This is a genomic window from Paraburkholderia phytofirmans OLGA172, assembly GCF_001634365.1.
Classification (GTDB): domain Bacteria; phylum Pseudomonadota; class Gammaproteobacteria; order Burkholderiales; family Burkholderiaceae; genus Paraburkholderia.
Genome location: NZ_CP014579.1, coordinates 2327623 through 2354041 on the forward strand (window position 1 = coordinate 2327623; position 26419 = coordinate 2354041).

21 protein-coding genes and 4 pseudogenes are annotated in these 26419 nt (G+C 57.5%); 17 read left to right on the plus strand and 8 right to left on the minus strand.

All coding sequences use genetic code 11. The features are described from left to right. Positions 1-17: 17 nt before the first annotated feature. Positions 18-1154, minus strand: coding sequence for an alkene reductase (locus AYM40_RS30350; protein WP_063499727.1), 1137 nt, complete (start codon positions 1152-1154; stop codon positions 18-20). Positions 1155-1564: 410 nt separating this feature from the next. Here AYM40_RS30350 and AYM40_RS39315 point away from each other — a divergent pair. The 6 genes and pseudogenes from AYM40_RS39315 to AYM40_RS30380 form a co-directional block, all read left to right on the plus strand. Then, positions 1565-2441: pseudogene (locus AYM40_RS39315) on the plus strand (molybdopterin cofactor-binding domain-containing protein); the annotation flags it as partial. Beyond that, entirely contained in the window at positions 2438-3580 is a 1143-nt protein-coding gene (locus AYM40_RS30360; protein ID WP_063499729.1) for an FAD-dependent monooxygenase, read from the plus strand. The pseudogene AYM40_RS39315 and the gene AYM40_RS30360, both read left to right, overlap by 4 nt. Positions 3581-3808: 228 nt before the next feature. After that, positions 3809-4294, plus strand: coding sequence for a VOC family protein (locus tag AYM40_RS30365; protein ID WP_063499730.1), 486 nt, complete (start codon positions 3809-3811; stop codon positions 4292-4294). Positions 4295-4296: 2 nt separating this feature from the next. Continuing rightward, on the plus strand, positions 4297-5523 hold the full coding sequence (locus tag AYM40_RS30370) for an FAD binding domain-containing protein (protein ID WP_063499731.1): 1227 nt from the start codon (positions 4297-4299) through the stop codon (positions 5521-5523). A gap of 75 nt (positions 5524-5598) precedes the next feature. Next, positions 5599-5961 carry a DUF485 domain-containing protein gene (locus tag AYM40_RS30375; protein ID WP_063499732.1) on the plus strand — a complete coding sequence of 121 codons (363 nt, stop codon included), beginning with the start codon at positions 5599-5601 and terminating at the stop codon, positions 5959-5961. Further along, positions 5958-7592: a cation acetate symporter gene (locus AYM40_RS30380; protein ID WP_063499733.1), complete on the plus strand. Its 1635-nt coding sequence runs from the start codon at positions 5958-5960 to the stop codon at positions 7590-7592. Before AYM40_RS30375 ends, AYM40_RS30380 begins: the two co-directional genes overlap by 4 nt. Before the next feature lie 39 nt (positions 7593-7631). Here the strand turns inward: AYM40_RS30380 and cydB are convergent, their stop codons facing one another. From cydB to AYM40_RS30395, 3 genes are all read right to left on the minus strand, one after another. Continuing rightward, entirely contained in the window at positions 7632-8633 is a 1002-nt protein-coding gene (gene cydB / locus AYM40_RS30385) for a cytochrome d ubiquinol oxidase subunit II (protein ID WP_063499734.1), read from the minus strand. 53 nt (positions 8634-8686) lie between these two features. Continuing rightward, the gene (locus AYM40_RS30390) at positions 8687-10075 is read right to left on the minus strand and encodes a cytochrome ubiquinol oxidase subunit I (protein WP_063499735.1); all 1389 of its coding nucleotides are present in this window, start codon (positions 10073-10075) and stop codon (positions 8687-8689) included. 345 nt (positions 10076-10420) lie between these two features. Next, positions 10421-11767: an MFS transporter gene (locus AYM40_RS30395; RefSeq protein ID WP_236720998.1), complete on the minus strand. Its 1347-nt coding sequence runs from the start codon at positions 11765-11767 to the stop codon at positions 10421-10423. Positions 11768-11967: 200 nt separating this feature from the next. Between AYM40_RS30395 and AYM40_RS30400 the strand changes: the two genes are divergently transcribed. Continuing rightward, entirely contained in the window at positions 11968-13731 is a 1764-nt protein-coding gene (locus AYM40_RS30400; protein ID WP_063499737.1) for a CocE/NonD family hydrolase, read from the plus strand. A gap of 30 nt (positions 13732-13761) precedes the next feature. Here the strand turns inward: AYM40_RS30400 and AYM40_RS30405 are convergent, their stop codons facing one another. After that, positions 13762-14082 carry a hypothetical protein gene (locus AYM40_RS30405; RefSeq protein WP_063499738.1) on the minus strand — a complete coding sequence of 107 codons (321 nt, stop codon included), beginning with the start codon at positions 14080-14082 and terminating at the stop codon, positions 13762-13764. Between the two features lie 75 nt (positions 14083-14157). On the opposite strand from AYM40_RS30405, the gene istA reads away from it, so the two are divergent. From istA to AYM40_RS30430, 5 genes and pseudogenes are all read left to right on the plus strand, one after another. Then, positions 14158-15708 carry an IS21 family transposase gene (istA, locus tag AYM40_RS30410; protein WP_063499739.1) on the plus strand — a complete coding sequence of 517 codons (1551 nt, stop codon included), beginning with the start codon at positions 14158-14160 and terminating at the stop codon, positions 15706-15708. A gap of 15 nt (positions 15709-15723) precedes the next feature. Next, positions 15724-16329: pseudogene (istB, locus tag AYM40_RS30415) on the plus strand (IS21-like element helper ATPase IstB); the annotation flags it as partial. A 154-nt stretch (positions 16330-16483) separates the two neighbouring features. Further along, on the plus strand, positions 16484-17260 hold the full coding sequence (locus AYM40_RS40850) for a hypothetical protein (protein WP_148662357.1): 777 nt from the start codon (positions 16484-16486) through the stop codon (positions 17258-17260). 232 nt (positions 17261-17492) lie between these two features. Then, a complete protein-coding gene (locus AYM40_RS42865; protein WP_420488488.1) occupies positions 17493-17915 on the plus strand; it encodes a DUF6431 domain-containing protein in 423 nt (140 codons plus the stop codon). A 130-nt stretch (positions 17916-18045) separates the two neighbouring features. Next, positions 18046-18813 (plus strand): annotated as a pseudogene (locus AYM40_RS30430) (DDE-type integrase/transposase/recombinase); the annotation flags it as partial. Between the two features lie 95 nt (positions 18814-18908). Here AYM40_RS30430 and AYM40_RS30435 read toward each other — a convergent pair. From AYM40_RS30435 to AYM40_RS30445, 3 genes are read right to left on the minus strand one after another with little or no spacing between them, the layout of a single operon-like run. Further along, entirely contained in the window at positions 18909-19904 is a 996-nt protein-coding gene (locus tag AYM40_RS30435; RefSeq protein WP_063496154.1) for a tyrosine-type recombinase/integrase, read from the minus strand. After that, entirely contained in the window at positions 19897-20835 is a 939-nt protein-coding gene (locus AYM40_RS30440) for a tyrosine-type recombinase/integrase (protein ID WP_063496153.1), read from the minus strand. The genes AYM40_RS30435 and AYM40_RS30440 overlap by 8 nt, the downstream gene beginning before the upstream one ends. Then, on the minus strand, positions 20832-21983 hold the full coding sequence (locus AYM40_RS30445) for a tyrosine-type recombinase/integrase (RefSeq protein ID WP_236720813.1): 1152 nt from the start codon (positions 21981-21983) through the stop codon (positions 20832-20834). Before AYM40_RS30445 ends, AYM40_RS30440 begins: the two co-directional genes overlap by 4 nt. A 265-nt stretch (positions 21984-22248) precedes the next feature. Here AYM40_RS30445 and AYM40_RS30450 point away from each other — a divergent pair, with 265 nt between their 5' ends. The 5 genes and pseudogenes from AYM40_RS30450 to AYM40_RS30465 all read left to right on the plus strand — a co-directional run bounded on the left by AYM40_RS30450 (position 22249) and on the right by AYM40_RS30465 (position 26380). Then, positions 22249-22815 (plus strand): Mu transposase C-terminal domain-containing protein, encoded by a 567-nt coding sequence (locus tag AYM40_RS30450; protein ID WP_063496151.1) that lies wholly within the window; start codon positions 22249-22251, stop codon positions 22813-22815. A 1-nt stretch (position 22816) separates the two neighbouring features. Then, positions 22817-23611 carry an ExeA family protein gene (locus AYM40_RS30455; RefSeq protein WP_063496150.1) on the plus strand — a complete coding sequence of 265 codons (795 nt, stop codon included), beginning with the start codon at positions 22817-22819 and terminating at the stop codon, positions 23609-23611. Between the two features lie 329 nt (positions 23612-23940). Continuing rightward, a pseudogene (locus AYM40_RS43895) lies at positions 23941-24459 on the plus strand (site-specific integrase); the annotation flags it as partial. A 101-nt stretch (positions 24460-24560) separates the two neighbouring features. Beyond that, complete coding sequence (locus AYM40_RS43900) at positions 24561-25361, plus strand: tyrosine-type recombinase/integrase (protein WP_420488525.1); 801 nt, start codon at positions 24561-24563, stop codon at positions 25359-25361. Continuing rightward, the gene (locus tag AYM40_RS30465) at positions 25358-26380 is read left to right on the plus strand and encodes a tyrosine-type recombinase/integrase (RefSeq protein WP_063499742.1); all 1023 of its coding nucleotides are present in this window, start codon (positions 25358-25360) and stop codon (positions 26378-26380) included. The genes AYM40_RS43900 and AYM40_RS30465 overlap by 4 nt, the downstream gene beginning before the upstream one ends. The last annotated feature ends 39 nt before the right edge of the window (positions 26381-26419 follow it).

Consider the following 26419-nt stretch of genomic DNA (forward strand, 5'->3'; position numbering starts at 1 on the left):
CGACGACCGTGTCAGTATCAGAATTCGCCGATTTCAAGGCCACCGGGTGTCGTCTTTTCGCCTGCGTGCGTCGGATAGTCGGTATAGCCGGCCGCATCCCCGCCGTACCACCCGAACGCATTTGCGATGGACAACGGCTGTTTATGCTCAATTCGCTCGACGAGATCGGGATTGGCGATGAAGGCCCGTGCATAAGCCACGAGTTGCGCGGTCCCGTTCTCGATAAGTGATTCGCCTTCATCGAGCGTAAGCCCGCCATTTACCATCAGTGTGCCGTCGTAGCCGCTTCTCACGATCGAGACGATTTTGGACAGATCTGGTTTGCCAATCCATCCATTCGTATCGGCAGCATGGACATACGCGACGCCAAACTCTTGCAACATCTTGGACACAAAAGTGTAGGTCTGCTCGGGATTGCCATCGCGGACGTTGTTGTAGAGCGCGAATGGCGATATCCGAACGCCAACCCGGTTCAGTGGCAACACTTCACTTACCTGCTCAAGAATCTCGCGCAGGAAGCGGGCACGTTTTTCAACTGATCCCCCGTATCTGTCGGTTCTGACGTTGGTCGTCGACGATAGAAACTGATGGGGCAGGTATCCGTTTGCGGCGTGCACCTCCACGCCGTCGAAACCGGCCGTATGAGCGCGCTTCGCGGCCGCTTTGAAATATGCCACGGCGTCTGCAACTTCGTCCGTCGTCATTTCTCGCGACGGCGTTGCGTGAATTTTCGTGTAATGACCGTTTTGCAAATGTCCCCAGACCTGCAGTTGCTCAAGGTCGTCATTTATCCCGGATGGCGATATAGGCGATTGACCGTCGAGCAGCGCGAATGAACTGACCCGTCCGCTATGCCAGAGCTGCATGAAGATGCGCCCTCCGGCCGCGTGCACACGCGCGACAATGGGCTTCCATGCATCCATCTGCTCGTCGGTGTAGATGCCAGGAGCGAGCTCGAATGCCGCAGACATCGCGCTGACGTTTGTGGCTTCCGTTATAAGGAGGCCGGCCGACGCACGCTGCTCATAGTATTGAGCCATCAGCGAATTGGGCAGTCCGTTCATCTTCGAGCGACAGCGCGTCATCGGAGCCATCACAACCCGGTTCTTGAGGGATAGACCAAATATCTGATGAGGCGTGAGCAGGGCGGACATATTTTCTCCATAGGCGGAAGTGCGCGAGTGAACGCACATTCAAAGGCAGAAGTGGTGCTCCCGGGCGTCTTAGCGGAATAGTCCAGAAAAGTATAAGACGGCTCTACCCTCACTCAGGTGAATCTTGCGGGCCATTCAGAAAAATTAAGACGGCGATCCCCGTTCGATCTCGCATCTGGAGAGCTACTATTTACCATGCCAACAACTACGGTACCGGCGGCGGTCTGAGAGTCAGAGCGAGAATCACGCCGACCACAGCGCGTACTGCTGCAACCCTGTAGACATCAGCCAGCCCTAGCGTAATCGACTGCGTTCGGACTGCTGAGTCCAGGATAGCAAGCTTCAGGGAGAAGACCTCCTGACCGGCGCTAAAGGTCGAGCAATGCGCTACTGGGGCAAGCGCGTCGTTCTGGACTCATTCGCAGGGCGTCTATCCACTACGCGACGCATTGGCAGAGATGCTCGACATGCCGAAGAACAGGGTACGTTGCATCCATGTTGAGGGTTCCGGATGCTATGGCCACAATGGAGCAGACGATGTCGCTGGGCATGCCGCGCTTTTCGCTCTCCCGCTGTATGCCGTGCCGAACATACGTGTAGAGAATAACTTCTCACCGACCATGCCTCTGCGGACGTCCGCACTGCGCGGGCTGGGCGCACACATGAATGTGTTCTCAATCGAGAGCTTTATGGACGAGATTGCGATGGCCGCACATGTAGACCCGGTTCAGTTCCGCCTGACCCACCTGGATGACCAACGCCCTATCGACGTGATAAAGCTCGCTGCAAAGGAGTTTGGATGGCCCCGAACTCCACGTCACCCTCGTGCCGGTGTGGGTTTCGCATTCGCAAAGTACAAAAATCTTATGGCTTACGTTGTGATTGCGGTTGATATCCGCTGAGCCCGAAACAGGAACAGTTCACCTTGAAGAGGCGGTCGCAGCCGTCGATACAGGACAAATCGTCAACCCGGACGGAGTGAAAAATCAAATTGAGGGAGGTATCCAGTCAACGAGTTGAACCCTGTACGAGGAACTCCGCTTCGACACTCAGCGAATCCGAAGCTTTGACTGGAGCACCTATCCAATCATGCGGCTTTCGCAGGTCCCCCAAACAGTGGCTGCCCATCTCATTGATCGACCGGGAACGCCATTCCTTGGTGCCGCTGAAGCGGCGATGGGCCCCACCGCCGGCGCGCTTGCTAACGCCCTTTTTAACGCAACGGGCAAACGTCAGCGAGCCCTCCCAATCGCTGGCGACCGATTGCGTGCTCAAATTAACCTATGAAAATCATCATTGCAGGCGGTTCCATTGCCGGACTTTCAAGTGCGCTAACGCTTGGTTGCGTTGGGCATGACGTCCATGTCTACGAGCGCTCCGAAACGCCTCTTCGCGGCAGAGGCGGTGGCGTCGTAGTTCTGCGTCACATGTTGCGATTCCTCGAACAGCATGGCCATTTTACCCAGGAGATGATTAGCGTTCCCACGCGACTGCGTCGACGCATCGGAGCTGACGGCCAGTTGATCAGCGAGGAGCCCGAAAAGCTGCCCTTTTCCTCATGGGACTCCGTGTACAGGTCGCTGAGTTCCATGCTTCCCGCCGATCAGATTTCCTACGGCCAGGAAATAACGGGCTACACCGAGCGGGACAACGGTATTGAGGTTCATTTTGGCGCAGGAAACAGCATCCTTGCCGATATCCTCGTCGCAGGGGACGGAGGCGGCTCAAGGATCCGTGCCAAAGTCTTCCCTGAACATGTGCCCACATACGCTGGCTATGTCGCATGGAGAGGTATCGTTGACGAATCGGCGTTTGCCCCATCTTCGATAGAGACACTCGCCAACGCTTTTACGATGTTCCGGGAATCCGGCCATATGTTCATGGCCTTCCTCATTCCTGGCATCAACGGATCACTCGAACCAGGACGCAGGCGATTTAACTGGCTCTGGTATCGAAACGAGAATGATCCGTCGATAATGAATAAACACCTCACCGACAATCTTGGCCAACTGCACCACTCGTCCATTGGCCCGGGCAGACTGTCATCCGAGTCAATCTCGGAGCTCTGTCAGTTAGCGAGGGAGTTCCTGCCCGATGTCCTCCAACAACTCGTCAGAAAAACACAGCAACCCTTCTTTCAGTCCATCTATGACGCCCTGAGCCCGAGCTTTTCACTTGGGCGCGTTGTGCTTGTGGGTGACGCAGCGTGCACCGTACGCCCTCATACCGGCTCCGGGACGTCGAAAGCAGCAGACGACGCCATTTCTCTTGCCGAAGCACTTGGACATGAGTATGGAAATGAGGTGCAACCGGCCCTTCAAAGCTGGGCCTCACGTCGACGCGAAGAAGTCGAAAAGCTGCTTCGCAAAGGCCCTGAACTCGCCGCGTTCTTTGGATTGGGGCACGAAAGCACCGCCAACTTCTAGACTAGTCATGACTGCCGCAACAGTAGCCACGCGTCACTTCCGTTGCGCCTATCACATAGATAGCGTCGTCATAGCAATGAAAACCTGTCGATTACCCCGATTTTCCGCAATAGTCCTCACCGCGCACCTAGGGTATATACCTCCCCCAACTGCCTTGGCTATGCGCGCATCTTCGCCTACAATTTATCACACGATCACTAATCGATCGATAAATTGTAGGAGGCAGCGATGCCCATCACGAAACTTGCGCACTACTCAATCCGTACCAACGATTTGCAGAAGTCCTGCCGTTTTTACGAGCGAGTACTTGGATTCAAAGAAGGCTACCGCCCGCCCTTCGATTTTCCCGGCGTGTGGCTCTACAAAGGCGGTGACGAGAACGACTTCGGAACCGTCCACATTATCGGCGTTGATCCTAACAACCCCGAAGGTCTGCTCGCCTACCTTGGGGACAAGGCGCTGCCGGAAACCGGCACCGGCACTGTGGACCACATCGCTTTTCTCGCAACGGGGGTCGCAGAAATGTGGAAAACCCTCGAAGCCGAGGGTATCGCGTGGCGCGACCGTACCGTGCCTAGTCTGGGATTGCATCAAGTGTTTATCGAGGACCCTTCCGGGGTCACAATTGAGTTGAATTACCCTGCTTCTGAGGTAGCACATCTGAAAGTCCCACACGCGGCTGCAGTTGAAGAAGCATCGAAGACTGGAGACTGATGATGAATGTTATTTCCTCACGCCCGAGCGCCATTATCGTCGGCGGCTCTCTGGGTGGACTTTTTGCGGCGAACCTGCTTAGCCGCAACGGTTGGCAGGTAGATGTGTTCGAGCGCGTGCCCGAAGAACTCGCCGGTCGCGGCGCAGGCATCGTCACTCACCCAGAATTGTTTGACGCACTCAACGCTGCTGGTGTCGAGATCGACGACAGCATCGGCGTTCACGTTCAGTCGCGTGTCACTCTTGCGCGTGATGGCAGTGTAATCTCAGAGCGTGAGATGCCCCAGACGCTGACCGCGTGGGGCAAGATGTACCACGTTTTGAGATCCGCTTTTCCGACCGTGAACTACCATTCCGGTGGCACTGTGACGTCGGTTAAAAGCGAACCCACGTATGCGTCGGTGACTCTCAGCGACGGAAGCGAGCATCGCGCCGATCTGATCATCGCAGCAGATGGATTCAAATCTGCGATACGCGATCAGTTTCTTCCTGATGTCAAGCTGCAGTATGCTGGATATGTCGCGTGGCGAGGGCTGGTCGACGAAGCAGCCCTGACACCCGAGACCCGCGATGCGCTGTTCGAGAAGTTTGCATTCTGCCTTCCCGCTCATGAGCAGATTCTGGGCTACCCGGTCGCCGGACAGGGCAACAGTATCAAGCCGGGCGAGCGTCGCTACAACTTCGTCTGGTACAGGGCAACCAGTGAAGAAGAAGGTCTTCCGGATCTCTTGACCGATTCGACCGGCAAACGTTGGGTTGGCGGCATTCCGCCGACGCTGATTCGGCCTGATGTAATCGCCGACATGGAAGAAGCCGCGAATACGCTCCTCGCGCCGCAATTTGCCGAAGTAGTAACGAAGGCAACCCAACCCCTCTTCCAGCCCATTTTCGACCTGGAAGTGCCTGAGATGGCATTCGGGCGTATCGCGTTGCTCGGAGACGCTGCATTTGTCGCGCGGCCGCACTGTGGCATGGGCGTGACCAAAGCAGCAGGCGACGCCATGGCGTTGGTTGAGGCACTGAACCATAGCAGCAGCATTGAAGCAGCTCTGGCGGAATACAGCGCCGTACGAACCCAGTTTGGTAGTGCGATTGTCCAGCACGCCCGCCATCTCGGCGCCTACATGCAGGCGCAACTGAAAACCGATACCGACCGTGAGATGGCCGAGAAGTACCGAACCCCCGACGCAGTAATGCGTGAGACGGCAGTTTCACCCCGCTTCCAGTAGAAGTTCAAGGTGGGCCGACGGAATTCAGTCGGCCCTCAACCGCACCCATCATAACAATACATGCAAGGAGACAGCATGGTACATACAGCTTCCGCGCAGCCCGGCGATGCATCGCCGCCAAGCGCAGTCTACGTCGTGGCCGCTAATCCGATCCTGCAAGACCCGCGCTTTCAGGCGCTGGTTCATCGTCGTCGCACATTCGCATGGTCGCTCACCGCGACGATGCTTATCGTGTACTTCGGATTCATTCTGACACTCGCGTTCTCGCCGCAAACGCTCGGACACCCGATTTCATCGGGCCTGCCGTCGACTTGGGGAATTCCGGTCGGTCTGGGAATGTTCGTTTTCACATTCCTGCTGGTCGCCATCTACGTCTTCCGGGCAAACACAGCGTTTGACGCGGCTATTGCCGAAATCAAGCAAGGAGCACAAAAGTGAAACGACTCAGCCTGCTCACGATTTTATTGCTCAATGCTTTGCCAGCACTTGCAGCAGCCCCCTCGCCAGCCGCTCAGGCGCACAACCCGATTGCAATCGGCATGTTCCTGGTTTTCGTGGCCTCGACCTTGTTCATCACCCGCTGGGCAGCCAAAAAGAATAACAGTGTGTCAGACCACTATGCGGCCGGTGGCAACATTACGGGCTTCCAGAATGGCTGGGCGATCGCCGGCGACTACATGTCAGCCGCCTCGTTGCTCGGGATTTCAGCCCTTGTTTTCACAAGCGGCTACGACGGCCTCATCTATTCGATAGGCTTCCTGGCAAGCTGGCCCATCATCCTGTTCCTCATTGCAGAGCCCTTACGCAACCTGGGGCGTTACACGCTGGCGGACGTCGTCTCATACCGCTTGCAACAGCGCCCGATTCGAGCGTTTGCAGCATCGAGTTCCATCGTTATCGTGCTGCTGTACCTCGTTTCCCAGATGGTCGGAGCAGGCAAGCTGGTTGAGCTGCTGTTCGGCTTCAACTATATTGCCGCCGTGCTGATTATCGGCGTTCTGATGGTTGTGTACGTGTTTTTCGGCGGCATGCTGGCAACCACATGGATTCAGATCATCAAGGCGGTTCTCCTGCTCGCTGGTGCGGCGTTCATGGCCATGATGGTTCTTAGCCGGTTCGGCTTCAGCCTGAACGCGCTGTTCACTCAGGCAATCAGCGCCCATCCCAAGCATGCAGCGATCATGAGCCCAGGTGGCCTTGTCTCCGACCCGATCTCCGCTGTATCACTCGGATTGGCTCTGATATTCGGCACAGCCGGCCTTCCGCATATTCTCATGCGCTTCTTCACGGTCGGCGACGTCAAAGCCGCGCGCAAGAGCATTCTGTACGCAACGGGAATTGTCGGTATCGGCTATGCGTTGATCATCATTATCGGCTTCGGCACCATTGCACTCGTCGCAACAGACCCTGAGTACCATACCCCGTCGGGTGCCATCATCGGCGGCGTGAACATGGTGGCAATCCATCTTGCACATGCGGTGGGTGGCAACATCTTCCTGGGTTTCATATGTGCAGTGGCGTTCTCGACCATTCTCGCCGTCGTCGCCGGGCTTACACTCGCAGGTTCGTCGGCTGTGTCGCACGATCTTTACGCCAACGTGATTCGCAAAGGAACGGCAACCGACAGCGAAGAGATGCGCGTCTCGAGAATGACAACGCTTGCGCTCGGCGTGCTTGCAATCCTGCTCGGCATCGTCTTCGAAAAGCAGAATATCGCCTTCATCGTCAGCCTCACGTTTTCGATTGCAGCCAGCTCGAATTTCCCTGTCCTTCTGCTGTCGATCTACTGGCGGGGTCTGACGACTCGTGGAGCAGTCTGGGGCGGCTCGCTTGGCCTGGCAACCGCCGTCATACTCACCATCTTCAGCCCGACGATCTGGGTTCAGGTGCTGGGCCACGCGCACGCCATCTACCCGTATGAATATCCGGCGCTCTTCTCAATGATCGTGGCGTTCGCGTCTATCTACGTTTTCTCGGTGACGGACAGATCAACCAAGGGTGCCCATGAGCGCAGCCTCTTCGACAACCAGTTGGTTGATTGCGAACTGGGCATGATCTCCCGGCATTGAGTTGCCAAGGGTCATCGAACGGCGGCTTCCATGGTCCTGTCAGTGGTAGGGCGATTCTGGAGTGTCAGTCTTGCCCCGAAAGACCCAGTAGCCGGCGGTTGTGTAGGCAATGATGATCGGGATGATTATCACGGCACCATAGAGAGCGAACCGCTGACTCTCTATGGGTGCCGCCGCCTCCCACAGCGTGAGGCTGTCTGGAATCGCATATGGCCAGACGCTGACGAGCAGACCCATATAGCCCAGCAAAACGAGTCCGAGAGCGAGCACGAAAGGCAACGCGTCGTGGTGCTTTCGGACCGACGCAAAAATCGAGAACGCGGTAACTGCCACCAGAACCGGTATAGGAATCAGAAGAAAGAGCAGACTGTCTGAGAACCAGCGCTTTGCGATCGAGACGTTGCTAAGCGGTGTCCAGATAGACACCGCCGCCATGAATAAAAGCAGAACGATTGTGAGCGGCCAGACGAGTGCTCTGAGACGCTCACGAAGGTTGCCTTGCATCTTCATAACCAACCAGCAGCAACCTAGCAGGCAATACGTGATCATCAGCCCGAAACCCGACAACAGGCTAAACGGCGTCAACCAGAAAAATGCATCGCCCGAGAACGTCAGATCCTTTACGGGGATGCCCTGTAGATAGGCGCCGAGAATGATTCCCTGGAACAGGGATGCGCCGGCCGACCCCAGGGTAAAAGCAAGGCTCCAGAGGTTCTTGGTACGTCCCGCCTTCCCTCGCACCTCGAACGACACGCCTCGAAATATGAGGCAAATCAGCATGAAGATGATGGGCAGGTATAGCGCCGACAATGCGACGGAATAGACAACCGGGAATGCGGCAAACAGCGCCGCCCCGCCCAGTACCAGCCATGTTTCGTTGCCATCCCAGATTGGAGCGAGAGAGTGCATCATCAAGTCACGCTCATCATCGTCTGGGAAAAATGGAAAAATCATGCCTACGCCAAGATCGAATCCGTCAAGAGCGACGTACATGAAGAGTCCAAGCGCGATGATCGCTGCCCAGATAACAGTGATGGTCATATCAGTTCCAGTGCGTGCGGAAACGGGGCAACCCGGGTGAGGACGCGACCAGGTCACTCGACGGCGGCAAGAGGGCGGCGTCCAGACTGCTCTACGACAGTGATTGGGTGCTCGGCATCCAACGGGTTAAAAATCGGTGGTCCCCGCCTTATCAGCTTCAGTATGTAATAGATACCGGTGCCGAATACCCCTCCATAGACCAGAACGAGCAACATCAAGCAGATTCCAACCTGCTGCGCGGTCACCGGCGAAACCGCCTGCGAAGTTCTCATTACGCCGTAGACGACCCAAGGCTGACGACCTGCCTCCGTAGTCACCCACCCTGCCAGCAGTGAGATGAACCCGACGGGCCCCATCGCAACCATCACCTTCTGATAAAGCCGAACCTCAAATATCCCTCCTCGGAGTCGCAGTATGAGACCGACGAAGGCCATCAGAATCATCAGGACACCGAATCCGGCCATGGTGCGAAAGCTCCAGAAGACAATCAGCGAGTTTGGCCTGTCCTCTTTCGGAAATTCCTTCATACCTCGAATTTCGCCGTCCCACGTATGCGTCAGGATGAGACTTCCAAGATGCGGAATCTTGATGGCATAGCGTGTCTGCTCCGCGTCCATGTCGGGGATGCCGAAAAGATTGAGCGAAGTTCCGCCCTTTTCCGTCTCCCACAACCCCTCGATTGCGGCCAACTTCACGGGTTGATGCTCCCGGGTGTTCAATCCATGCTGGTCGCCTACAAGAGCCTGTACTGGTGCTAGAACCAGAAGAAGCCAGAGCGCCATCGAAAACATGGCTCGCACGGCGGGGTCACGTCTACCTTTCAGCAGATGCCATGCGCCGGTTGCCGAAACAACGAGGGCGGCGACCAGAAATGCACCAATCGTCATATGAGCCAGACGATACGGAAAAGACGGATTGAAAATTATCTTGACCCAGTCAACCGGCACCACGTGACCGTTTTCTATGCGAAAGCCTTGTGGAGTCTGCATCCAGCTGTTCGACGCCAGTATCCAGAAAGTTGATATCAACGTCCCCATGGCGACGAGCAACGTGGCTCCAAAGTGGGCCCGTCGGCTTACACGCTCCCAACCGAAAAGCATGATCCCAAGAAATCCCGCTTCCAGAAAGAAGGCGGTCATGACCTCGTAGATGAGCAACGGGCCGGTGATAGGGCCGGCGAATTTTGAGAAACCAGCCCAGTTGGTTCCGAACTCATAGGCCATCACTACACCCGACACCACACCCATCCCAAAGCCGACTGCAAAGATCCTCGACCAGTACATGCAAAGGTCTTTGTAATGAGGTTGCCCTGTTCGCAGCCAGCAGCCCTCAAGTACGGCGATGAAACTTGCCAGTCCGATGCTAAGTGCGGGAAAGATTATGTGAAACGAGACCGTGAATGCGAACTGAAGTCTCGACAGGTCGAGCGCAGATAGTGCCATGGTCGTCCCACCCCTTCGGATACTGATCAAGGCTCCCCGGCGGGGAGTTACGCGTCCGCTGCCGCTCGCCCCCCACTTCACCGGCAATGGCGACGTCATCGAAGGTGCAAATAGAAAAACGGACGAACGATGGGCCGACGGCCATCGTCCGGATGGACAAATACGAGGGTAGTCCATCGACTTCGCCACGGTTCTTAATTGTCCTGATTGGGCGAGACGATCCGACTCGGAAAGATAGGCGCCGTCAACGTGACCAGCAACATGCTGTTTTAGCGCGTGATGAAGTGCGCGGCCGGCGACTGCATATATCTCAAAGTGGCGTTGACGGCGCGGCGGTTCCGATTGCTAACCTTCCGGGACCTCCTGGGTCGCCTGCCCAACGTAACCGCGCTTTGCCTCGCGCAAGGACCGGCGATGGTGCAACCATTTCCCGAAAATTGCGAGCGCCGCGACCAGACCTGGAACGGTAAGCAATGCGGCGACCTCTGCCATCGTCCACCCTGCGCCCAGGAGGTGAGCGCCTACAAAGCCGCTCAGGATTGCGCCAAATCGGCCTATACCGCTCATCCAGCACGTCCCTGTCGCCCTCGACTCCGTGGGATACGTCATCGCAGCCAGTGCGAAGATGCCCGCATTGGCACCGGCCAGGCAGAACCCGATGGAGCCGGCTAGCAATGCCAGCCATAGGAGCTGGCCGGCCGGTACGCTGCCGAGCATAAATATCAGCATACTTGCAGCGACGTATGCACACGCCAGCGACAGATGAGGATTCCACCGGTCCATCATACGGCCGAGGAAAATGACACCTACAGCTCCGCCTGCCTGGAATGTCCCTGCCACCAAAGCAGACTGTTTCAACGAGAATCCAACGTCGATTACCAGCATCGGTAACCATCCGACCAGAACGTAGACCGCGAAAGACGCGAGAAAGAACGCCACCCATAGCGCGACGCTCTGAATCAGAAGAGAACCGGATAACACCCGCTTAATTGGACTGGACGAGACTGATTTCTGTCTTCCCACAGGAGAGCCAACAGTGATTCGTGCCGTCGCGCCACCAAGCCTTCTCAGTTGCTCAAGCACACGTGATTCCGGTGCACCACTAGCAATTAGAAACTGAATCGATTCAGGCAGCGCCGTCATCAGCAACGGCGTGAGCAGTAACGAAAGAAGGCCGCAGAAAATCAAGACGCTTGGCCACCCCCACTGCTTGACTAGCCACGCCGACGCAAAGCCGCCTGCGGCAGCGCCGATTGTGAAGCCGCACAGCACGGCTGTAACCACGGTGGCCCTGTGCCGTGAAGGAGCGTATTCGGCGGCCAATGTCGATGCGTTAGGGATTGTCGCGCCCAGACCGAAGCCCGTCAGGATCCGAAGAACCGACAGTGTCGCGACATTTGGGGCAAACGCAGACGCCAGCGTCATCAATGCGAAAAAACCAACGCCGCCAACCAGAACGCCCTTGCGACCGATTTTGTCTGCCATAGGTCCAGCGCAAAACGAACCGACCGCAATGCCAAGCAAGGCTGCGCTGACAACTGGCCCGAGGGCTGCTCGACTGATATGCCAACTTGAGGCTAATGCCGGCGCGACAAACCCGATAAGCGTTGTGTCAAACCCGTCAAGAACGATGATCAGGAAACAGAGCAGCACCACCTTGCAATGAAACCAACCAAACTTTTGCCTATCCATAATTCGCTCCAGCTGGATATCGGCACTTGAAGCCACAGACTCTGCTCTCCCCTCCATTTTTTTCGTCTCCTCTTGCCCTGCAACTGTCGGTTGTTAAGAGATCGGGCGCGTTCCCGAACTCCAAATTCTCGTTTATTATTGATCGTGTGATAATTTTTTACAAAGAATGGGTAAACCCGCAAATACCTTATGAGTGAACAATGACGGCGCACAAGACAGAAGAGCGAGACGGGATGGTAGTCGAGTGGGATGTTTCCATTGTTATGAATGATGGAAACGTGCTCAAGGCCGACATATTCAGACCCCTGGGTAACAAGAGCGGCCCAATCATCCTGAGCTACGGGCCGTACGGCAAAGGCCTGTCTTTCCAGAAGGGCTACCCCACGGCCTGGAAAATTCTTGAGGAGAAATTTCCGGATGCGGTGCGCGGCTCATCGAATCTTTACCAGAACTGGGAGGTCGTCGACCCGGAAAAGTGGGTACGTGACGGTTACGTCTGCATACGGGTGGATTCGCGAGGAGCCGGCCGTTCCGACGGTGTTGTCGACAACCATTCGCTGCGGGAAACACAGGACTTATACGAATGCATTGAATGGGCTGCGCTGCAGCCATGGAGCAATGGGAAAGTCGGGCTCGCAGGGGTCTCGTATTTTGCAACGAACCAGTGGCGCGTGGCCGCCTTACAACCGCCTCACCTCGCTGCCATCTGCGTTTGGGAGGGATATGCCGACAGATACAGGGACTCGACGCATCACGGTGGCATCCTGTGCACATTCGCTCGTGACTGGCAGGAAATGCAAGTCAAAACCGTGCAAAACGGACTCGGAGAGCGAGGCCCGCGTAGCGTCGTGACCAACGAACTGGTTTGCGGAGACCTGACACTCTCTGACGAAGCCCTGACAGCGCGACGAGTGCCTTCATGGAAACATATCGAGCACCGTCACTTCGACGACGATTACTACCGTCAACGGTCGCCAGACTTCTCGAAGATTACGGTCCCTCTGCTGTCAGCCGGAAACTGGGGAGGACACGGACTTCATCTGCGGGGCAACATCGAGGGATTCATGCGAAGTGCGTCCACGCAGAAATGGCTCGAAGTTCACGACGGTGAGCACTGGGCTGAATTTTACACGGACTATGGCGTCGGTCTTCAGAAGGAATTCTTCGATCATTTTCTCAAGGGAGCCGACAACGGATGGGAAAAGCGGGATCGAGTACAGCTTCGAATTCGGCATGTTGACGGAGGACACCATGAGTACCACAGTACCGGATGGCCACTTCCTGAAACGAAGTGGACGCCTCTCTATCTTGACTTGCTGAACGGAGCCCTCTCTCCGACTCCTGCTTCGGTTGACGCGAACCGGTCATTCGAGGCCAAGGGCGACGGACTGGATTTCCTGACTGCGCCGCTGGAGCAACCGATGGTCATTGCCGGACCATTGGCCGCAAATCTGCTCGCATCGTCGTCCACTACCGATGCAGACATTTTCATTGTCATGCGAATCTTCGACCCAGACGGCGAGGAAGTGGTGTTTCAAGGTGCACTGGACCCGCACATGCCGTTGGGCCAAGGTTGGCTACGGGCTTCCCACCGCGAGCTTGACGAAGAACTGAGCAAACCGTGGCGTCCATATCATGCACACCTGAAAAGTGCGCCGTTGGTCCCCGGCACGCCCGTGCCGCTCAATGTGGAGATCTGGCCTACGTCCCTTCTGGTTCCTGCCGGCTATCGAGTGGGCCTGACTGTACGCGGAAAGGACTATGAGTATTCCGGCGAGGCAGCACATCTCTCGAACATGAAAAACCCACTTCGAGGTTGCGGCCCCTTTCTCCACGAAGATGCTGAAGACCGACCCGCAAGCGTTTTTTCTGGAACCACGACCTTGCATCAGAACGGCGCGCACAGCGCGTACGTCCTTCTGCCAGTTATTCCTGCGTCTGCTATGACGAAGCCGGCGGCGTAAAGGCACGCCCACTACATTCGGCTCCCAAGGTTACGTCACTAAAACGTTGGCCGCGCAGACTCTAATTGACTGTGCCCGGCCAACGACTCCGCGAGGTTTTTGATGATTGAATTGCCACTTTCCGATGCTGCCTGGGTCAATGTCAGGCACCTGTTTGCCGCCCCTGCTGCTTATTTCGGCGAAGCCGAACAGAGATTTCGGTTGAAGCCGAACAGGGTTTTCGCTGGAAGATGAACACGCGTTGCGGTTGAAGTCGAACAGAAGCGCGGGTGTTCCGTAACGGTTGTTCGATTTGCCGAAATGCCTGTTCGGGTTTCCGGAATCGATGTTCGGCAAACCGGAACGGATCATCGGTTTCGTGATGGCGGCGCTGCGTATGGGCCAATCCCCCGGCGTTAAGGTAGCTCCCTTTGGGAGTTACCAACGATGCCGGCACACCGGACAACCATGCGCAGAATCAAGGAAGTGCTCCGCCTGAAGTGGGCATGCAATCTCACGCATCGACAGGTACAGGGCGCGCTCGGCGTCGGCCTGGCGACGATCACGCAATACCTTCAGCTCGCCACTGCGGCCGGACTCGACTGGGCGACGGTCGAACCACTGGAAGAGGATGAACTTGAGCGGCGCGTCCTGTCGCCGGCTTCGCCGCCGGCGCCAGCGAAGCGGATCGAGCCCGACTGCACCTTGATTCACCGCGAGTTGCGACGCAAGGGTGTGACGCTGCAACTGCTCTGGGAAGAATACGTCGCGCTCCATCCCGGCCAGCGCACGTACCGCTATACGCAGTTCTGCCAGCGCTACAAGGATTGGGCGCAAACGCTCAAGCGCTCGATGCGCCAGCAGCACCGCGCCGGCGAGAAGTTGTTCGCCGACTTTGCCGGGCAGACCATGCCGGTCCTCTCGCGCGACGGCGGGGTTGACTTCCAGGCCCACATCTTTGTGGCCGTGCTTGGCGCCTCGAATTACACGTATGCCTGTGCGATGCCTTCGGAGACAACGCCGGACTGGATCGGCGGGCTGATCGAGGCGATGGAATTCTGCGGCGGCGTCCCCGAACTGCTCGTCCCGGATAACCCCAGAGCGCTGATTGCGAAGCCCGACCGGTACGAACCCGGGCTCGGTCGGACCACGCAGGACTTCGTGAACCACTACGCCACCGCGATGCTGCCGGCGCGGCCACGCAAGCCGCAGGACAAGGCCAAGGTCGAAGTCGGCGTGCAGATCGTCGAACGCTGGATTCTCGCCCGGCTGCGCAATCACCGCTTCTTCAGCCTCGCTGAACTGAACAGGGCGATTGGCAGGCTCATCACCGACCTGAACCAGCGCCCGTTCAGGAAGCTCGAGGGCAATCGCCGGGAATGGTTCGAACGGCTCGACCAGCCAGCGCTGCGCGCGCTGCCTGCGCGTCGGTACGAGATCGCCACGTTCCAGAAGTGTCGGGTGAACATCGATTACCACGTCGAGGTCGACCACCACTATTACAGCGTGCCGCACAGTCTGGTTCGTCAGGAAGTCTACGCTCGCGTCACCCGCCATGGCGTCGAGATCCTGCACAGCGGCAAGCGCGTCGCCGCACACGCGCGCAGCCGGCTCAAGGGCAAGCACACGACTGTGCCCGAACACATGCCAGCGGCGCATCGCGCGCACATGGAGTGGACACCGGGTCGCCTGCTGAACTGGGGCGCCTCAATCGGCCCCGGCGCCGAAGCAATCGTCAACCATCTGCTGACCAACCGCCCGCATCCCGAGATGGGTTACCGGGCCTGCCTCGGCCTGCTGGGGCTCGCGCGCAAGTATGGCAAGGATCGGCTCGAAGCAGCCTGCCAGCGGGCCCTCGTCATCGGTTCGCCCACTCGCCGTTCGGTACTCTCGATTCTCGAGTCCGGCCTGGACCGGCAACCCGCACTCCCGTTGCAGCTCACCGAATGGCATTCACCCGAGCACGAGAACGTGCGCGGCCCCGACTATTACCACTGACCTCAGGAGGTCACGATGTTGATGCAGCAAACCCTCACCCAGCTCAAGGCTCTCAAGCTCGACGGCATGGCGCGCGCCTTCGAGGAGCAGGTCTCGCTCACCGCCAGTTCGAGCCTGTCGTTCGAAGAGCGCTTTGGCATCGTCGTCGATCGCGAACTGGCGTGGCGCGACACGCGGCGGCTCGAACGCCTGCTGAAGGCAGCGAAACTCAAGAACCCGCAGGCCTGCATCGAGGACATCGAATACCGGCAGAGCCGGGGTCTTGACCAGCGCGTCGTCGCCACGCTCGCCGGTTGCGACTGGATTCGCAACGCCCAGAACATCATCCTGAGCGGGCCGACCGGCGCGGGCAAGACATGGATTGCCTGCGCATTTGCCCAGCAGGCCTGCCGGCAAGGCTTCGCGGTACTTTATGTACGCGTCGCACGCCTGTTCGAGGAACTGAAGATCGCACACGGCGATGGCAGCTTCACCCGGCGTCTGGCGCAGCTTGCGAAGATAGATGTTCTGTTACTCGACGACTGGGGCCTGCAGGACCTCGATCAGAGCGCACGCAACGATCTGCTGGAAGTCCTCGACGATCGCGTCGGTACCCGCTCGACCATCATCACCAGCCAGCTTTTACGGAGTCGAACCCGTAAAATTTGTAATGCGATGAACAACATTATGCGGAGTTCGTCCGCACGAACCCCGCTGCCGTCAGCGTCCAGTGGCTTTGCGTCTATGCATAATCGTGATGTCTTCGTTAGCCGCGTCGGCGAAACAGGAGGACATCATGTTTGCAAAGTACTTCGAATCTCAACAGAGAGTGGATGAGCTTTCCGGGAGTGCTGGAAGCTACCTGCTTGATGGGTTTGCGGCGAAGCTATGGGAAACCGGATTCGCGGAGATCACCGCGCGCCGACATATTCGTGCAGCTGAGCATCTGCTTCATTGGACTGACAAGAAACGAATTCCATATACAGACCTATCTCAAGACGCTGTAGCACGGTTCAAAAAACACCTGAAAAAATGCACATGCTCAAGATACGGTCATGCAAACCCCAAGGGTTTGATGCATGGCGTACACCTCTTCACGGACTACCTTCGGGAAGCCGGAATCATGGCACCATCCGATGTCGGCGACACGGCACTGGATCCGAAGCTGCTGGTTGAATTCTGTCGATGGATGCGTGAGCGGCGAGGAACGAAAGATTCGACCCTGGCCACTTACGGCATCTCCATCGGGAAGCTGCTCAAAAACGAGGGAACTGACCCAGCGAACTTTACGGCACCTCGGTTACGAAAGTTTGTTCTCGATGAAAGCTCAAGGCAAGGGCTGGCAGCAACGAAAAACTGTACGACGGCATTACGCATGTTTCTTCGCTTTCTGATAGCCGAAGGAAAATGCAGGCCCGACCTCGACGCCGCTGTGCCTAAGGTGGCCAATTGGGGTTTGTCGTCGCTTCCTCGCTACATTCTTGCAAACGACGTTGAGAAGGTCATCGCTTCTTGCTGTTACGTCCCGCTATATCTGGGTTCCAGCGGAGGTGTTTATCTCGGTATCAAATAGGATGAAGTTTGGAACTTAACCCTGAACATCATGAGATGAGACGGACGTAAAGAAGGCCAGTACTGCTCTGTTATCGTGGGAAGTGACGAAGCCCCACACGAACAACAAAGTAGACCGGCCTATGCATCGAATTGTATTCGCGTTTCCTGTTCTTGAACAACATCTCAATGCGGTCGATCGCACGCCGCAAGTGTATCGACCTGTCGCTTGCGTACATTGCGGCTGCTCGGATGTGTGGTGTCACGGTCGTTACCATCGCAAGGCCGACCGCAGCGCCGCTGGCGCTCTCAATCCGATTCCCGTTTTGCGCTTTCGCTGTCGAACCTGCAGCCGCACGTGTTCGCGCCTGCCGCTGTGCATAGCTCCCCACCGTTGGTACAACTGGGCGGACCAACAGCGTGTCTTACTCCTTCTGTTGGCCGGCTGCTCGCAGCGCCGCGCCAGTGCGATCTTCGCGCTCGGCAGACATACGGTACGGCGCTGGTGGCAGCGGCTTGGCGAGCGTAGCCTCTCGTTCGAATTTCATTTGCGAAGCCGTTTCGGCGAACTCGGGCGATCAGTCGATATCACTGAATTCTGGCTGCGCTGCCTGCAGCGCATGCCGTTGTGCGAAGCCATGGCCTGGCTCGACGGCGACGGCGTTTGCGTCCCGTGATCCGTTTATCCTGATTGGGTACGCGACGACCTAATTTTCGTCATTCCGGGCTCTCCACACACTTTGCCCACTCGCGCCGAATTCGGTTCGCGGTTCTCATGGCACTCCCTTTTTAACCATAGGAGTGAGCATGAAGGACATCGACCCGAAGGCCCTGTTTCGCCTGTCCGTACTCGGACCACTTGTCAGTCGCGAACGGCTTGATCGCGGCGACTTGCAGCAGATCATCCGCCAACTGGCTCAGCAGGAGTACGCAATTCCCGGTTCTCGTCGTCGCCATATCGGCGAGAAGACGCTTCAGTCCTGGTATTACGCCTGGAAACAGCACGGGCTGGAGGGCCTGTGCAGCAAGCCCCGTGTGGATCGCGGGCAATCGAAGCTGCCATCGGCCGTGCAAGCTGCGATCCTTGCAGCTAAGCGCGAGAATCCGCGACGCTCGATCCGCCAGATCCGTTTGCTGCTCGAATCTGCGGGTATCGTGGCGCACGACACACTCTCGCGCTGCGCCGTTCATCGGCTGCTGCAAGCCCACGGGCTCTCGCGCATCGTTGGCTCGGCCAGCTTGCCCGAGGAGAAACGCAGTTTCGTGGCCGAACACGCCGGCTCCATCTGGTACGGCGATGTCCTGCATGGCCCGCACTTGTCGCTTGGCCGAGGGCGCCGCAAGACCTACCTGGTCTCGTTGATGGACGACGCCTCGCGGCTCATCGCCCATAGCGCGTTCTGCTTCTCGGAGAGCGCGATCGACATCGAGGGCGTACTCAAGCAGGCCTTGCTCAAACGCGGTGTGCCCAAGATGTTGATCGTCGATAACGGCGCCGCTTATCGGGCGGCGACATTGCAGGGCATTTGTGCACGGCTGTCGATCAGGCTGGTTTATTGTAGACCGTATGCTCCCGAGGGTTATGTGCCGGCCAAATATATGTCGCGGCGGCCTTTTATACCGGCATGCCGCATGGATTTGCGAGATGCGGCCAGCACATAATTTTTGGGTTACAGCGTGCGCAGGAACTCCAACAGGTCGGGCTGGTCGCGCCAGCGCTTTCTTGCCTTCATCGTCCCGGATACTGCGCACGTTGCCAATGCGCGAGCCTTGGTCTCCAGATTGATTTCGGCATAGACATTCGTGGTGGTCAGCGAGACATGTCCAAGCCAGGCCCGAATGGTGTTGATGTCGACACCCGACTGCAGCAAATGGGAAGCAGTACTGTGGCGAATCACGTGGGGTCCCACTTTCTTGTCTTTGAGTGATGGCATGCGATCACCAGCGTGGCCGGCACAGCGTTTTACCAACGTATGGATGCCTGATCGGGTCATCGGTCGATCGCAGCGGTTGAGGAATACCGGCTCTGACCCGTCTCGTTCGCCCGCCAAGACACGCAATTGATCGAGGGTGTCGGTCCAGAGCGGGCAGCGGCGCTGCTTGTTTCCTTTGCCGACAATGCGGACGCACTCCGCGTGCCAATCGATATCTTTGATCTTGACCTGCGCGGCCTCACTGGCCCGCGCGCCAGAATTGTAGAGAAATAGTAGCAAACCCTGTTCACGCCGCCCTTGCGCGCTATGCTCGTCATGTGCAGCAAGAAGCGCATCCATTTCCTGCCTGTCCAGATAGGTAATCGAGGGCTGGCTGGCCTTTTTGAAAGGAATCAAACAAATCTGGCCGCACCACTCGATATGCTCGGGGCTATGCTCGCCGATGAATCGCGCCAATGCGTGAATACCACCCAGGCGCTGATTGCGCGTCGCGACCGTGCAACCGCGCTGCTGCTCCACGTGAGTCAGAAACAGACGCACGATTTGCGCCGATAGATCGGTGACCGTCAGACGATCGATTGGCTTCTCGACCTTTCCGGCTACATAGGGAAGTAACAGCGTGAGCATGTCACGATAGCTCTTTCTGGTATTCACGGCGAGATTGCGCTCAGCGACCAAGTGTTCGAGCAGGAAACGCCGGACCCAAGGTCCGAGCAAAATTGTGTCATTCATGACGGGGCTCCTTGGCATACCGCTCGAAGCGAAGGCTTGCTTCGCGCAAAAGTTCCGGGGTCATCGTGAGATAGCGTTGCGTGGCAGAGAGATCGATATGGCCGAGGTACGTTGCAAGCTGGGGCAAAAGCCGCTGTAGATCCGAGCCGCTGCGATACCAGGCCACTAGTCGATGCACCGTGCCGCTGTGCCGAAGATCATGAATCCGTGGCTGATAGCGGGCACCATCGTGGCGACTGACACGGGCGAGCGCACGCAGTCGCCGGAAAGCGCTTCGTACTGCTGATTGGCTCAAGGGACGATCATCGCGAAAACAAAAGAATGGTGACTCCGGATCGTGCGCATGAACCAGATTGCGTTGCTGGACATAATGGCGCAACGCCGTGCTCAAATCTCTGCCAAGAGGGACCATCCTCGTCTTGTAAAATTTGGTCTCTCGAACACAAAGAACGGCCTGATCGAGATCGACGTCGTTCATCGTAAGTCGCAGCGCTTCGCCGAGTCGAAGGCAGGCTGCATATAACAACAGGATTAGAGTGCGGAATACAAACGCCTCCATTGGAACTTGCGGGCCGCACACAGCTGGTGTTGCATCCAGCAGGCGCTTTAACTCCTCCTGCGAATAGATGTAGGGAATCAGAGGGGGCGGAATTTGCGGATGGCGGCAAGGAACCGGCGAAATCTTGATGTAGTCGCACTGCATGGCAAATCGAAACAGGCCGTTGAGCACCGTGTGTTTGCGCTCCCAGTAGCTGGATGTGGGCAGGCGGCCATCAAGATAGCTCCTTACTTGATCCGCGGTGACCTCGACCAACGCTACATCACCGACACGCCGGCAGAACGCAGCCAGTGTCTCTGCTTCGGTATCGAAACGCATGCCCAGCGCGCGTTTGTACGCCACATACTCGTGCGCAAGATCGGAGAGTTTCATAACAGCGCCTCCAGATTGAGTTCGGCCACTTGCCGCAAACCGTCGAGGTCGACCTTGACGTACTCTCTGGTCGCTGCGGCGCTACGATGACCGAGATGGTCACCGATTTGCTTGAGGGAGAAGCCTCCAGCCAACAGCTGCCGGGCACAGGCATGTCTCAGGCAATGGGCGCCACGCCGTGGGGGGTGGATGCCGAGAGCGGCCAGGCGCGAACGCACAATGGGACTAATGCAGGCCGGCAAAAGGGGGCGAATGGGCGCGTCAAGACTCAGAAACAGCTGGCGATGAACGCATCGTGGCCGCGCTTCCTTCAAGTACCGGATGATCGCGTCGCCAACGACCGAATCCAGGGGGTACTGTTGCGTGCAGCGTTGCTTTGGGCGCGTCACATAGAGCTTCTCACCGGCCCAGTCCAGATCCTCCAGGCGAAGTCGGGCAACCTCGCCACGACGCAGTCCGTAGACTGCGAGCAACAGTACGATAGCCCGATCGCGAAGGTCTGCTGCACTGTTACCGGTGAAACACTCAATGAGTTGTTGCACCTCGTCCCAGCGTGGCCCGAGGGGCAAAGCTTCGTGGGCATAGATACGCGGCGTCATGATGGCCGCCGCGATGTTGCTGGTCCATCCCTGGGCCTGCGCATAGCGGAAAAAACTGCGCAATGCGTCCGCGAGTGTATGCAGCGACACTCTGCTCCAGCCGTGATTGCCTTGCCGGGCAAGATAGGCATTGACGTCCTGAATCGAGATCGTATTCAGAGAGCCACTTGCGGGCCAGGTCATGTCCAGGAAATGCGTGACCTGTTCACGACGAAACGCTACTGTCGCGGCGGTCAGGCCTTGCTCTTCGGCCATGAAATTTACGAAATCATCGACCAGGTGTGCGAATGGCCGCGGCTCGACTATATCCTCCTCCAGATAGCCGAGAAAACGCAGCCACGCGGTCGCGATATGGATGAACAACAGTCGTGAGCTTCTCGAATCCTGGGCGTGCTCAGGTCGCCGGGCAAAACGAGCGCGGCGATCTACCGCAAACGCGATCTCCTGACGGGTAATCCGGCTCGTTCGAGACAGGTCAAGGCTTTGCGAAAAGGCCATCAACACCCAGGCGATCTTCCTCAATGACGACCGTGTATAGCCTTGCTCCAAGCAATGCTCAAGATACTGATCTATAGATGCGGCGAACGGGTTGGAGCAGTGTCGAGCCAGACTACAAGGGCGAGTGAATAGGGTTTCCAACATGGCGTGCCGTCCTTTGAAACGGGGGCTTACCAGTATCGAACCAATTTAATATGTCGCATAGTTCTGGCCATTCACCGCTTCAGGTCTGCCCTTCATCATCCGCCGCGACATATATTTGGCCGGCACATAACCCTCGATATGGACTCGAGTCCATATCGAGGGCAAGGGCAAGTTGGAGCGCTGGCATCGCAGCTTACGGGCTCAATTCCTGAGCGAGCTCGACACCACGCACGTCCATGATCTGGCGGACCTCAACGCGCGCCTGTGGGCTTGGGTCGAACAGATTTACCATCGCACCGAACACAGCGGCCTGTGTAACCAGACGCCGCTCGCCCGCTATCAGCAGGACCTACCCCGTATCGGCACACTCGGCGCACGCGCCGCACAACTGGACGAACTGTTCCTGCACCGTATCGAGCGCTACGTGCGCCGCGACGGCACCGTGTCATTTCAGGGCAAGCGCTTCGAAGTGCCATACGAGCTGGTCGGCAAGACCGTGTTGCTCGTGGTGGATCCCCATACGGGAACCGTCAAGGGCGTAGAAAGTGAGGCGGGCGAGCCCTTGGGCGCCGCAACCCTGCTCGACGCTGTCGGCAATCGCACACGCAAGCGGCGCAAATCTCAGCCTGAGACCGTCGAGCCGGCCGTGACAGGACACGACGCGCCGATCGAGAACGCAGCGCACGGTCCCAATCTTATCGAGCTTGCCTATCAACGTCACTACGCCCGGGAGCTGTGACATGTATCGACAACACTTCGGTCTACGTTGCGCGCCGCTTTCCAAAGAACATAGTGAGTTGTGGGACGACGGCGCCTTGGCGCAATTCAACGAGCGCTTCCAGTGGCTACTGCACAGTCCCGGTATTGGCTTGCTCACGGGCGAGCCCGGTGTGGGCAAGACTGCCGCGTTACGCCACGCAGCACTGGCCTTGAATCCCCATCGCTACCAGGTCATCTATCTGGCTGAAACCGAGTTCGGGCGCATCGATCTGTACCGCAGCCTAGCTCGGGCGCTGGGTCTGGAGCCCGCCTATCGGCGTGCCGACCTGTGGCGGGATCTGAAGCTGCGCATCCTGGAGCTCGTCGAGAGCAAACAGTTGTTGCCCGTGTGGATTATCGACGAAGCGCAGAACCTGCCCCTCGAATTCTTCCGCGACTTCCCGGCCTTCCTGAACTTCGCCTTCGATTCGCGCGACCTGCTCACTGTCTGGCTCGCAGGCCATCCGAGTCTGGGCCAAACGCTCGAGCGTGCGCCGTACGCAGCTTTATATGGACGTATCCAGGCACGCGTTCAACTCAAACCCGTGATCGAACGCGAGCGCTTCGCCCTGTTCATCCAACACGCATTGAAGAGCGCCGGCTGCAGTCATACGTTGCTGGCCGAATCTGGCCTGGAGTTACTTCGCCAGGCCTCTCGCGGCTTGCCCCGGCAAGCGGGGCGGATTCTGCGCACCTCTATGCAGATGGCCGTGCCCAAAGGACTGAACCATCTACCCGACGAGCTGCTACAACAGGCGATCGAGGAGTTGAAATGACGCCCGAGTTTGACACGCTATTCCCCCATGGTATCCCTGATTCTTGTGCTCGTGCTCTGACCGACTTCCTCTACCGCCTCGCCCTTGTATGCGAACAACGATACGAGCACGAACTGCGTCGCGACTCCGACAAACGCTATCGCGAGACAATGGATCCCGATCAACCTTGGCGCCGTAAAACCGACCCTCCAATCTAGCGCCGCCGTCGCGCACTAAACGAGGCCCATTCCATTCCTCATTTAGTGCGCGACGCCCCTCGCAATCTCACGCCACATAGCTCGCGACGACAACCCTAATTTAGGCCGGGACGTAACACTTGCGATCGCGCTACACCGGTCGGCATACGAGATTATGCAATAGTGCTGATGCTGGCCCGTTTGGGGCTGCGGGCCGGAGATCTGGTTCGTTTGCGGTTATCTGATATTGACTGGAAAGGCGCGTCAATATCCATTACCGGAAAAAGCGGACACCCGACGAAGTTCCCTTTAACCAGAGAAGTCGGTCGGGCGATCGTAGACTATTTACAACGTGCACGACCACCTAGTAGTACCGACGCAGTATTCGTCGGCTGCCGGGCTCCATTCCACGAGTTCGCGAACCACTGTGCCGTTTCCACCATAGTTGAACGGGCAATGCGCCGATCAGGTGTCGCGTGTCCCAGTGGCGGTGCAGCTCACGTCCTTCGCCATTCGGTGGCTACCGCAATGTTGCGTGATGGCACTTCGCTGCAAGACATCGCGCTCGTTCTCAGACACCGTTCCACGGCCACGACGCAGATTTACGCCAAGGTCGATCTACCTGAGTTGCAAAGGATCGCACAACCGTGGCCTGAGGTGCAATCATGCTAGCCGACCTCATAGATTCGTATATCGAGATGCGTCGCGCGTGCGGGTTTGCCTTCAAGTCAGAAGGCAGCTGTTTGCGGAGCTTCGCCGCGTTCTCGGACTCCATGGCCAAGAACCATGTCTGCAACGAGACCGCTCTGGCGTGGGCGGCGCAAGCGAAATCGGTTCAGCAGCGTGCGCGCAGGCTTGGCAACGTCAGGCGCTTCGCGCGCTACGCTCGGGCTGAAGATGCACGTCACGAGATTCCCGCGGCCGTGTTCGGGAGCGAAAAGGGTCCGAGACCGGTGCCCTATATCCTGTCTGAAGGGGATGTCCAAAAACTTGTCCATGCTGCATTCCTGCAAGGCACGCATCCCTTACGCCAGAGAACGTACGGTACCCTGTTCGCACTGTTGGCTTGCACGGGACTTCGCGTTTCGGAAGCCCTCCGGCTTGTCTACGAGGACCTCACGCCGGATGGATTACTGATTAGGAATACCAAATTCAGAAAAAGTCGCCTTATTCCGATTCACGAAACGTGCCGTTTAGCGCTGGACCGCTACATCGAGCAACGGCGTTCCTATGCTCCGTTCGATAGGCACATCTTTGTTTCCTTGTGGAGAAAACCATTAGGCGTAAAGGCAGTCGAAACAGCGTTTGACTCCGCCGCGAAGAGGGCTGGCTTGCCGTGTGCTCCTGCGCGACCACGGCCAACGCCCCAGTCATTGAGACACACATTTGCAGTGAGGTCACTCGAGAACTGCCCGGATAGGCGGGACCGCATCACGAAACACATGGTGGCATTGTCCACATACCTCGGGCACGGTAACGTCAATCATACGTATTGGTATCTTGAGGCAACACCTGAACTGTTGCAGGGTATCGCCGACTGCTGTGAATCGTTCTTTGTGGGAGCAATATCATGACCCCGATTGCACCGCATATCACGGCATTCCTCCAGCAACGTCTGCCATTGGAGCGCGGAGCCAGTGACAATACGTGCGAATCGTATGCATATGCCTTTAAATTGCTGCTGGAGTTCGCCAGTCGACGTCTGAAGACTCAACCGTCTCGGTTGTTTCTCGAGCAGATAGATGCGCCAATGATCCTCTCCTTTCTCGATTATCTCGAGACTACGCGCCATAACGGCGCAAGTTCGCGGAACACCCGGCTCGCTGCAATCAAATCGTTTATGCGCTTCGTTGAGTATCGGGTACCCTCCGCCCTAGAGCAGGTTCGTCGGGTCTTGGCGCTACCGATGAAGCGGACGGAGAGCCGTTTGGTGAGTCACCTGACCCAGCAGGAAATGCAGGCGATATTGGATGCCCCAGTGCCGTCTGACTGGTTTGGAATTCGAGACCGTGCCATGCTCCACCTTTGTTTCGCTGGCGCATTGCGCGCATCAGAACTCGTCGGATTGTGCATTGGTGACTTGAATATGCAACCGTATGCGAGTGTAGTCGTTCACGGCAAGGGTCGCAGGCAACGATGCTTGCCTTTGTGGAAAGAGACGGCCTCGGCGTTGAAAGCGTGGTTAGCCATAAGAGGCGCCGTTGGCACCCCGGAAGTGTTCATCAATGCCCGCGGAGAGTCCATGACGCGGTCCGGCTTCCAATATATATTGCGAAAGCACACCAAGGCCGCTTCGACAGATTGTCCATCCATCTTGAGCAAACGTGTATCTTCGCATGTGCTGAGACATACTTGCGCGCTCACGGTCTTGCAAGCGACCAAAGACTTGCGCAAGGTCTCTCTATGGCTTGGCCATGCGAGCATGCAGACCACCGAAATGTACACTCGCATCGACCCTTCCGTGAAACTTGAAGCGCTCGAATCCATCGTGGCGCCGAGGCTGCGTTCTGGGCGCTTCAAAGCCACAGATAAGCTGATTGCGTCACTGAACACTGCACGTATTATGCATAGACGCAAAGCCACTGGACGCTGACGGCAGCGGGGTTCGTACGGACGAACTCCGCATAATGTT

What these genes read in the sequence shown, in the direction of transcription:
- AYM40_RS30350 (WP_063499727.1), bottom strand. Translation starts at nt 1,154, where the DNA reads ATGTCCGCCCTGCTCACGCCTCATCAGATATTTGGTCTATCCCTCAAG.
- AYM40_RS30360 (WP_063499729.1), top strand. Translation starts at nt 2,438, where the DNA reads ATGAAAATCATCATTGCAGGCGGTTCCATTGCCGGACTTTCAAGTGCG.
- AYM40_RS30365 (WP_063499730.1), top strand. Translation starts at nt 3,809, where the DNA reads ATGCCCATCACGAAACTTGCGCACTACTCAATCCGTACCAACGATTTG.
- AYM40_RS30370 (WP_063499731.1), top strand. Translation starts at nt 4,297, where the DNA reads ATGAATGTTATTTCCTCACGCCCGAGCGCCATTATCGTCGGCGGCTCT.
- AYM40_RS30375 (WP_063499732.1), top strand. Translation starts at nt 5,599, where the DNA reads ATGGTACATACAGCTTCCGCGCAGCCCGGCGATGCATCGCCGCCAAGC.
- cydB (WP_063499734.1), bottom strand. Translation starts at nt 8,633, where the DNA reads ATGACCATCACTGTTATCTGGGCAGCGATCATCGCGCTTGGACTCTTC.
- AYM40_RS30390 (WP_063499735.1), bottom strand. Translation starts at nt 10,075, where the DNA reads ATGGCACTATCTGCGCTCGACCTGTCGAGACTTCAGTTCGCATTCACG.
- AYM40_RS30395 (WP_236720998.1), bottom strand. Translation starts at nt 11,767, where the DNA reads ATGGATAGGCAAAAGTTTGGTTGGTTTCATTGCAAGGTGGTGCTGCTC.
- AYM40_RS30400 (WP_063499737.1), top strand. Translation starts at nt 11,968, where the DNA reads ATGACGGCGCACAAGACAGAAGAGCGAGACGGGATGGTAGTCGAGTGG.
- AYM40_RS30405 (WP_063499738.1), bottom strand. Translation starts at nt 14,082, where the DNA reads ATGATCCGTTCCGGTTTGCCGAACATCGATTCCGGAAACCCGAACAGG.
- istA (WP_063499739.1), top strand. Translation starts at nt 14,158, where the DNA reads ATGCCGGCACACCGGACAACCATGCGCAGAATCAAGGAAGTGCTCCGC.
- AYM40_RS40850 (WP_148662357.1), top strand. Translation starts at nt 16,484, where the DNA reads ATGTTTGCAAAGTACTTCGAATCTCAACAGAGAGTGGATGAGCTTTCC.
- AYM40_RS30435 (WP_063496154.1), bottom strand. Translation starts at nt 19,904, where the DNA reads ATGAATGACACAATTTTGCTCGGACCTTGGGTCCGGCGTTTCCTGCTC.
- AYM40_RS30440 (WP_063496153.1), bottom strand. Translation starts at nt 20,835, where the DNA reads ATGAAACTCTCCGATCTTGCGCACGAGTATGTGGCGTACAAACGCGCG.
- AYM40_RS30455 (WP_063496150.1), top strand. Translation starts at nt 22,817, where the DNA reads ATGTATCGACAACACTTCGGTCTACGTTGCGCGCCGCTTTCCAAAGAA.
- AYM40_RS43900 (WP_420488525.1), top strand. Translation starts at nt 24,561, where the DNA reads ATGGCCAAGAACCATGTCTGCAACGAGACCGCTCTGGCGTGGGCGGCG.
- AYM40_RS30465 (WP_063499742.1), top strand. Translation starts at nt 25,358, where the DNA reads ATGACCCCGATTGCACCGCATATCACGGCATTCCTCCAGCAACGTCTG.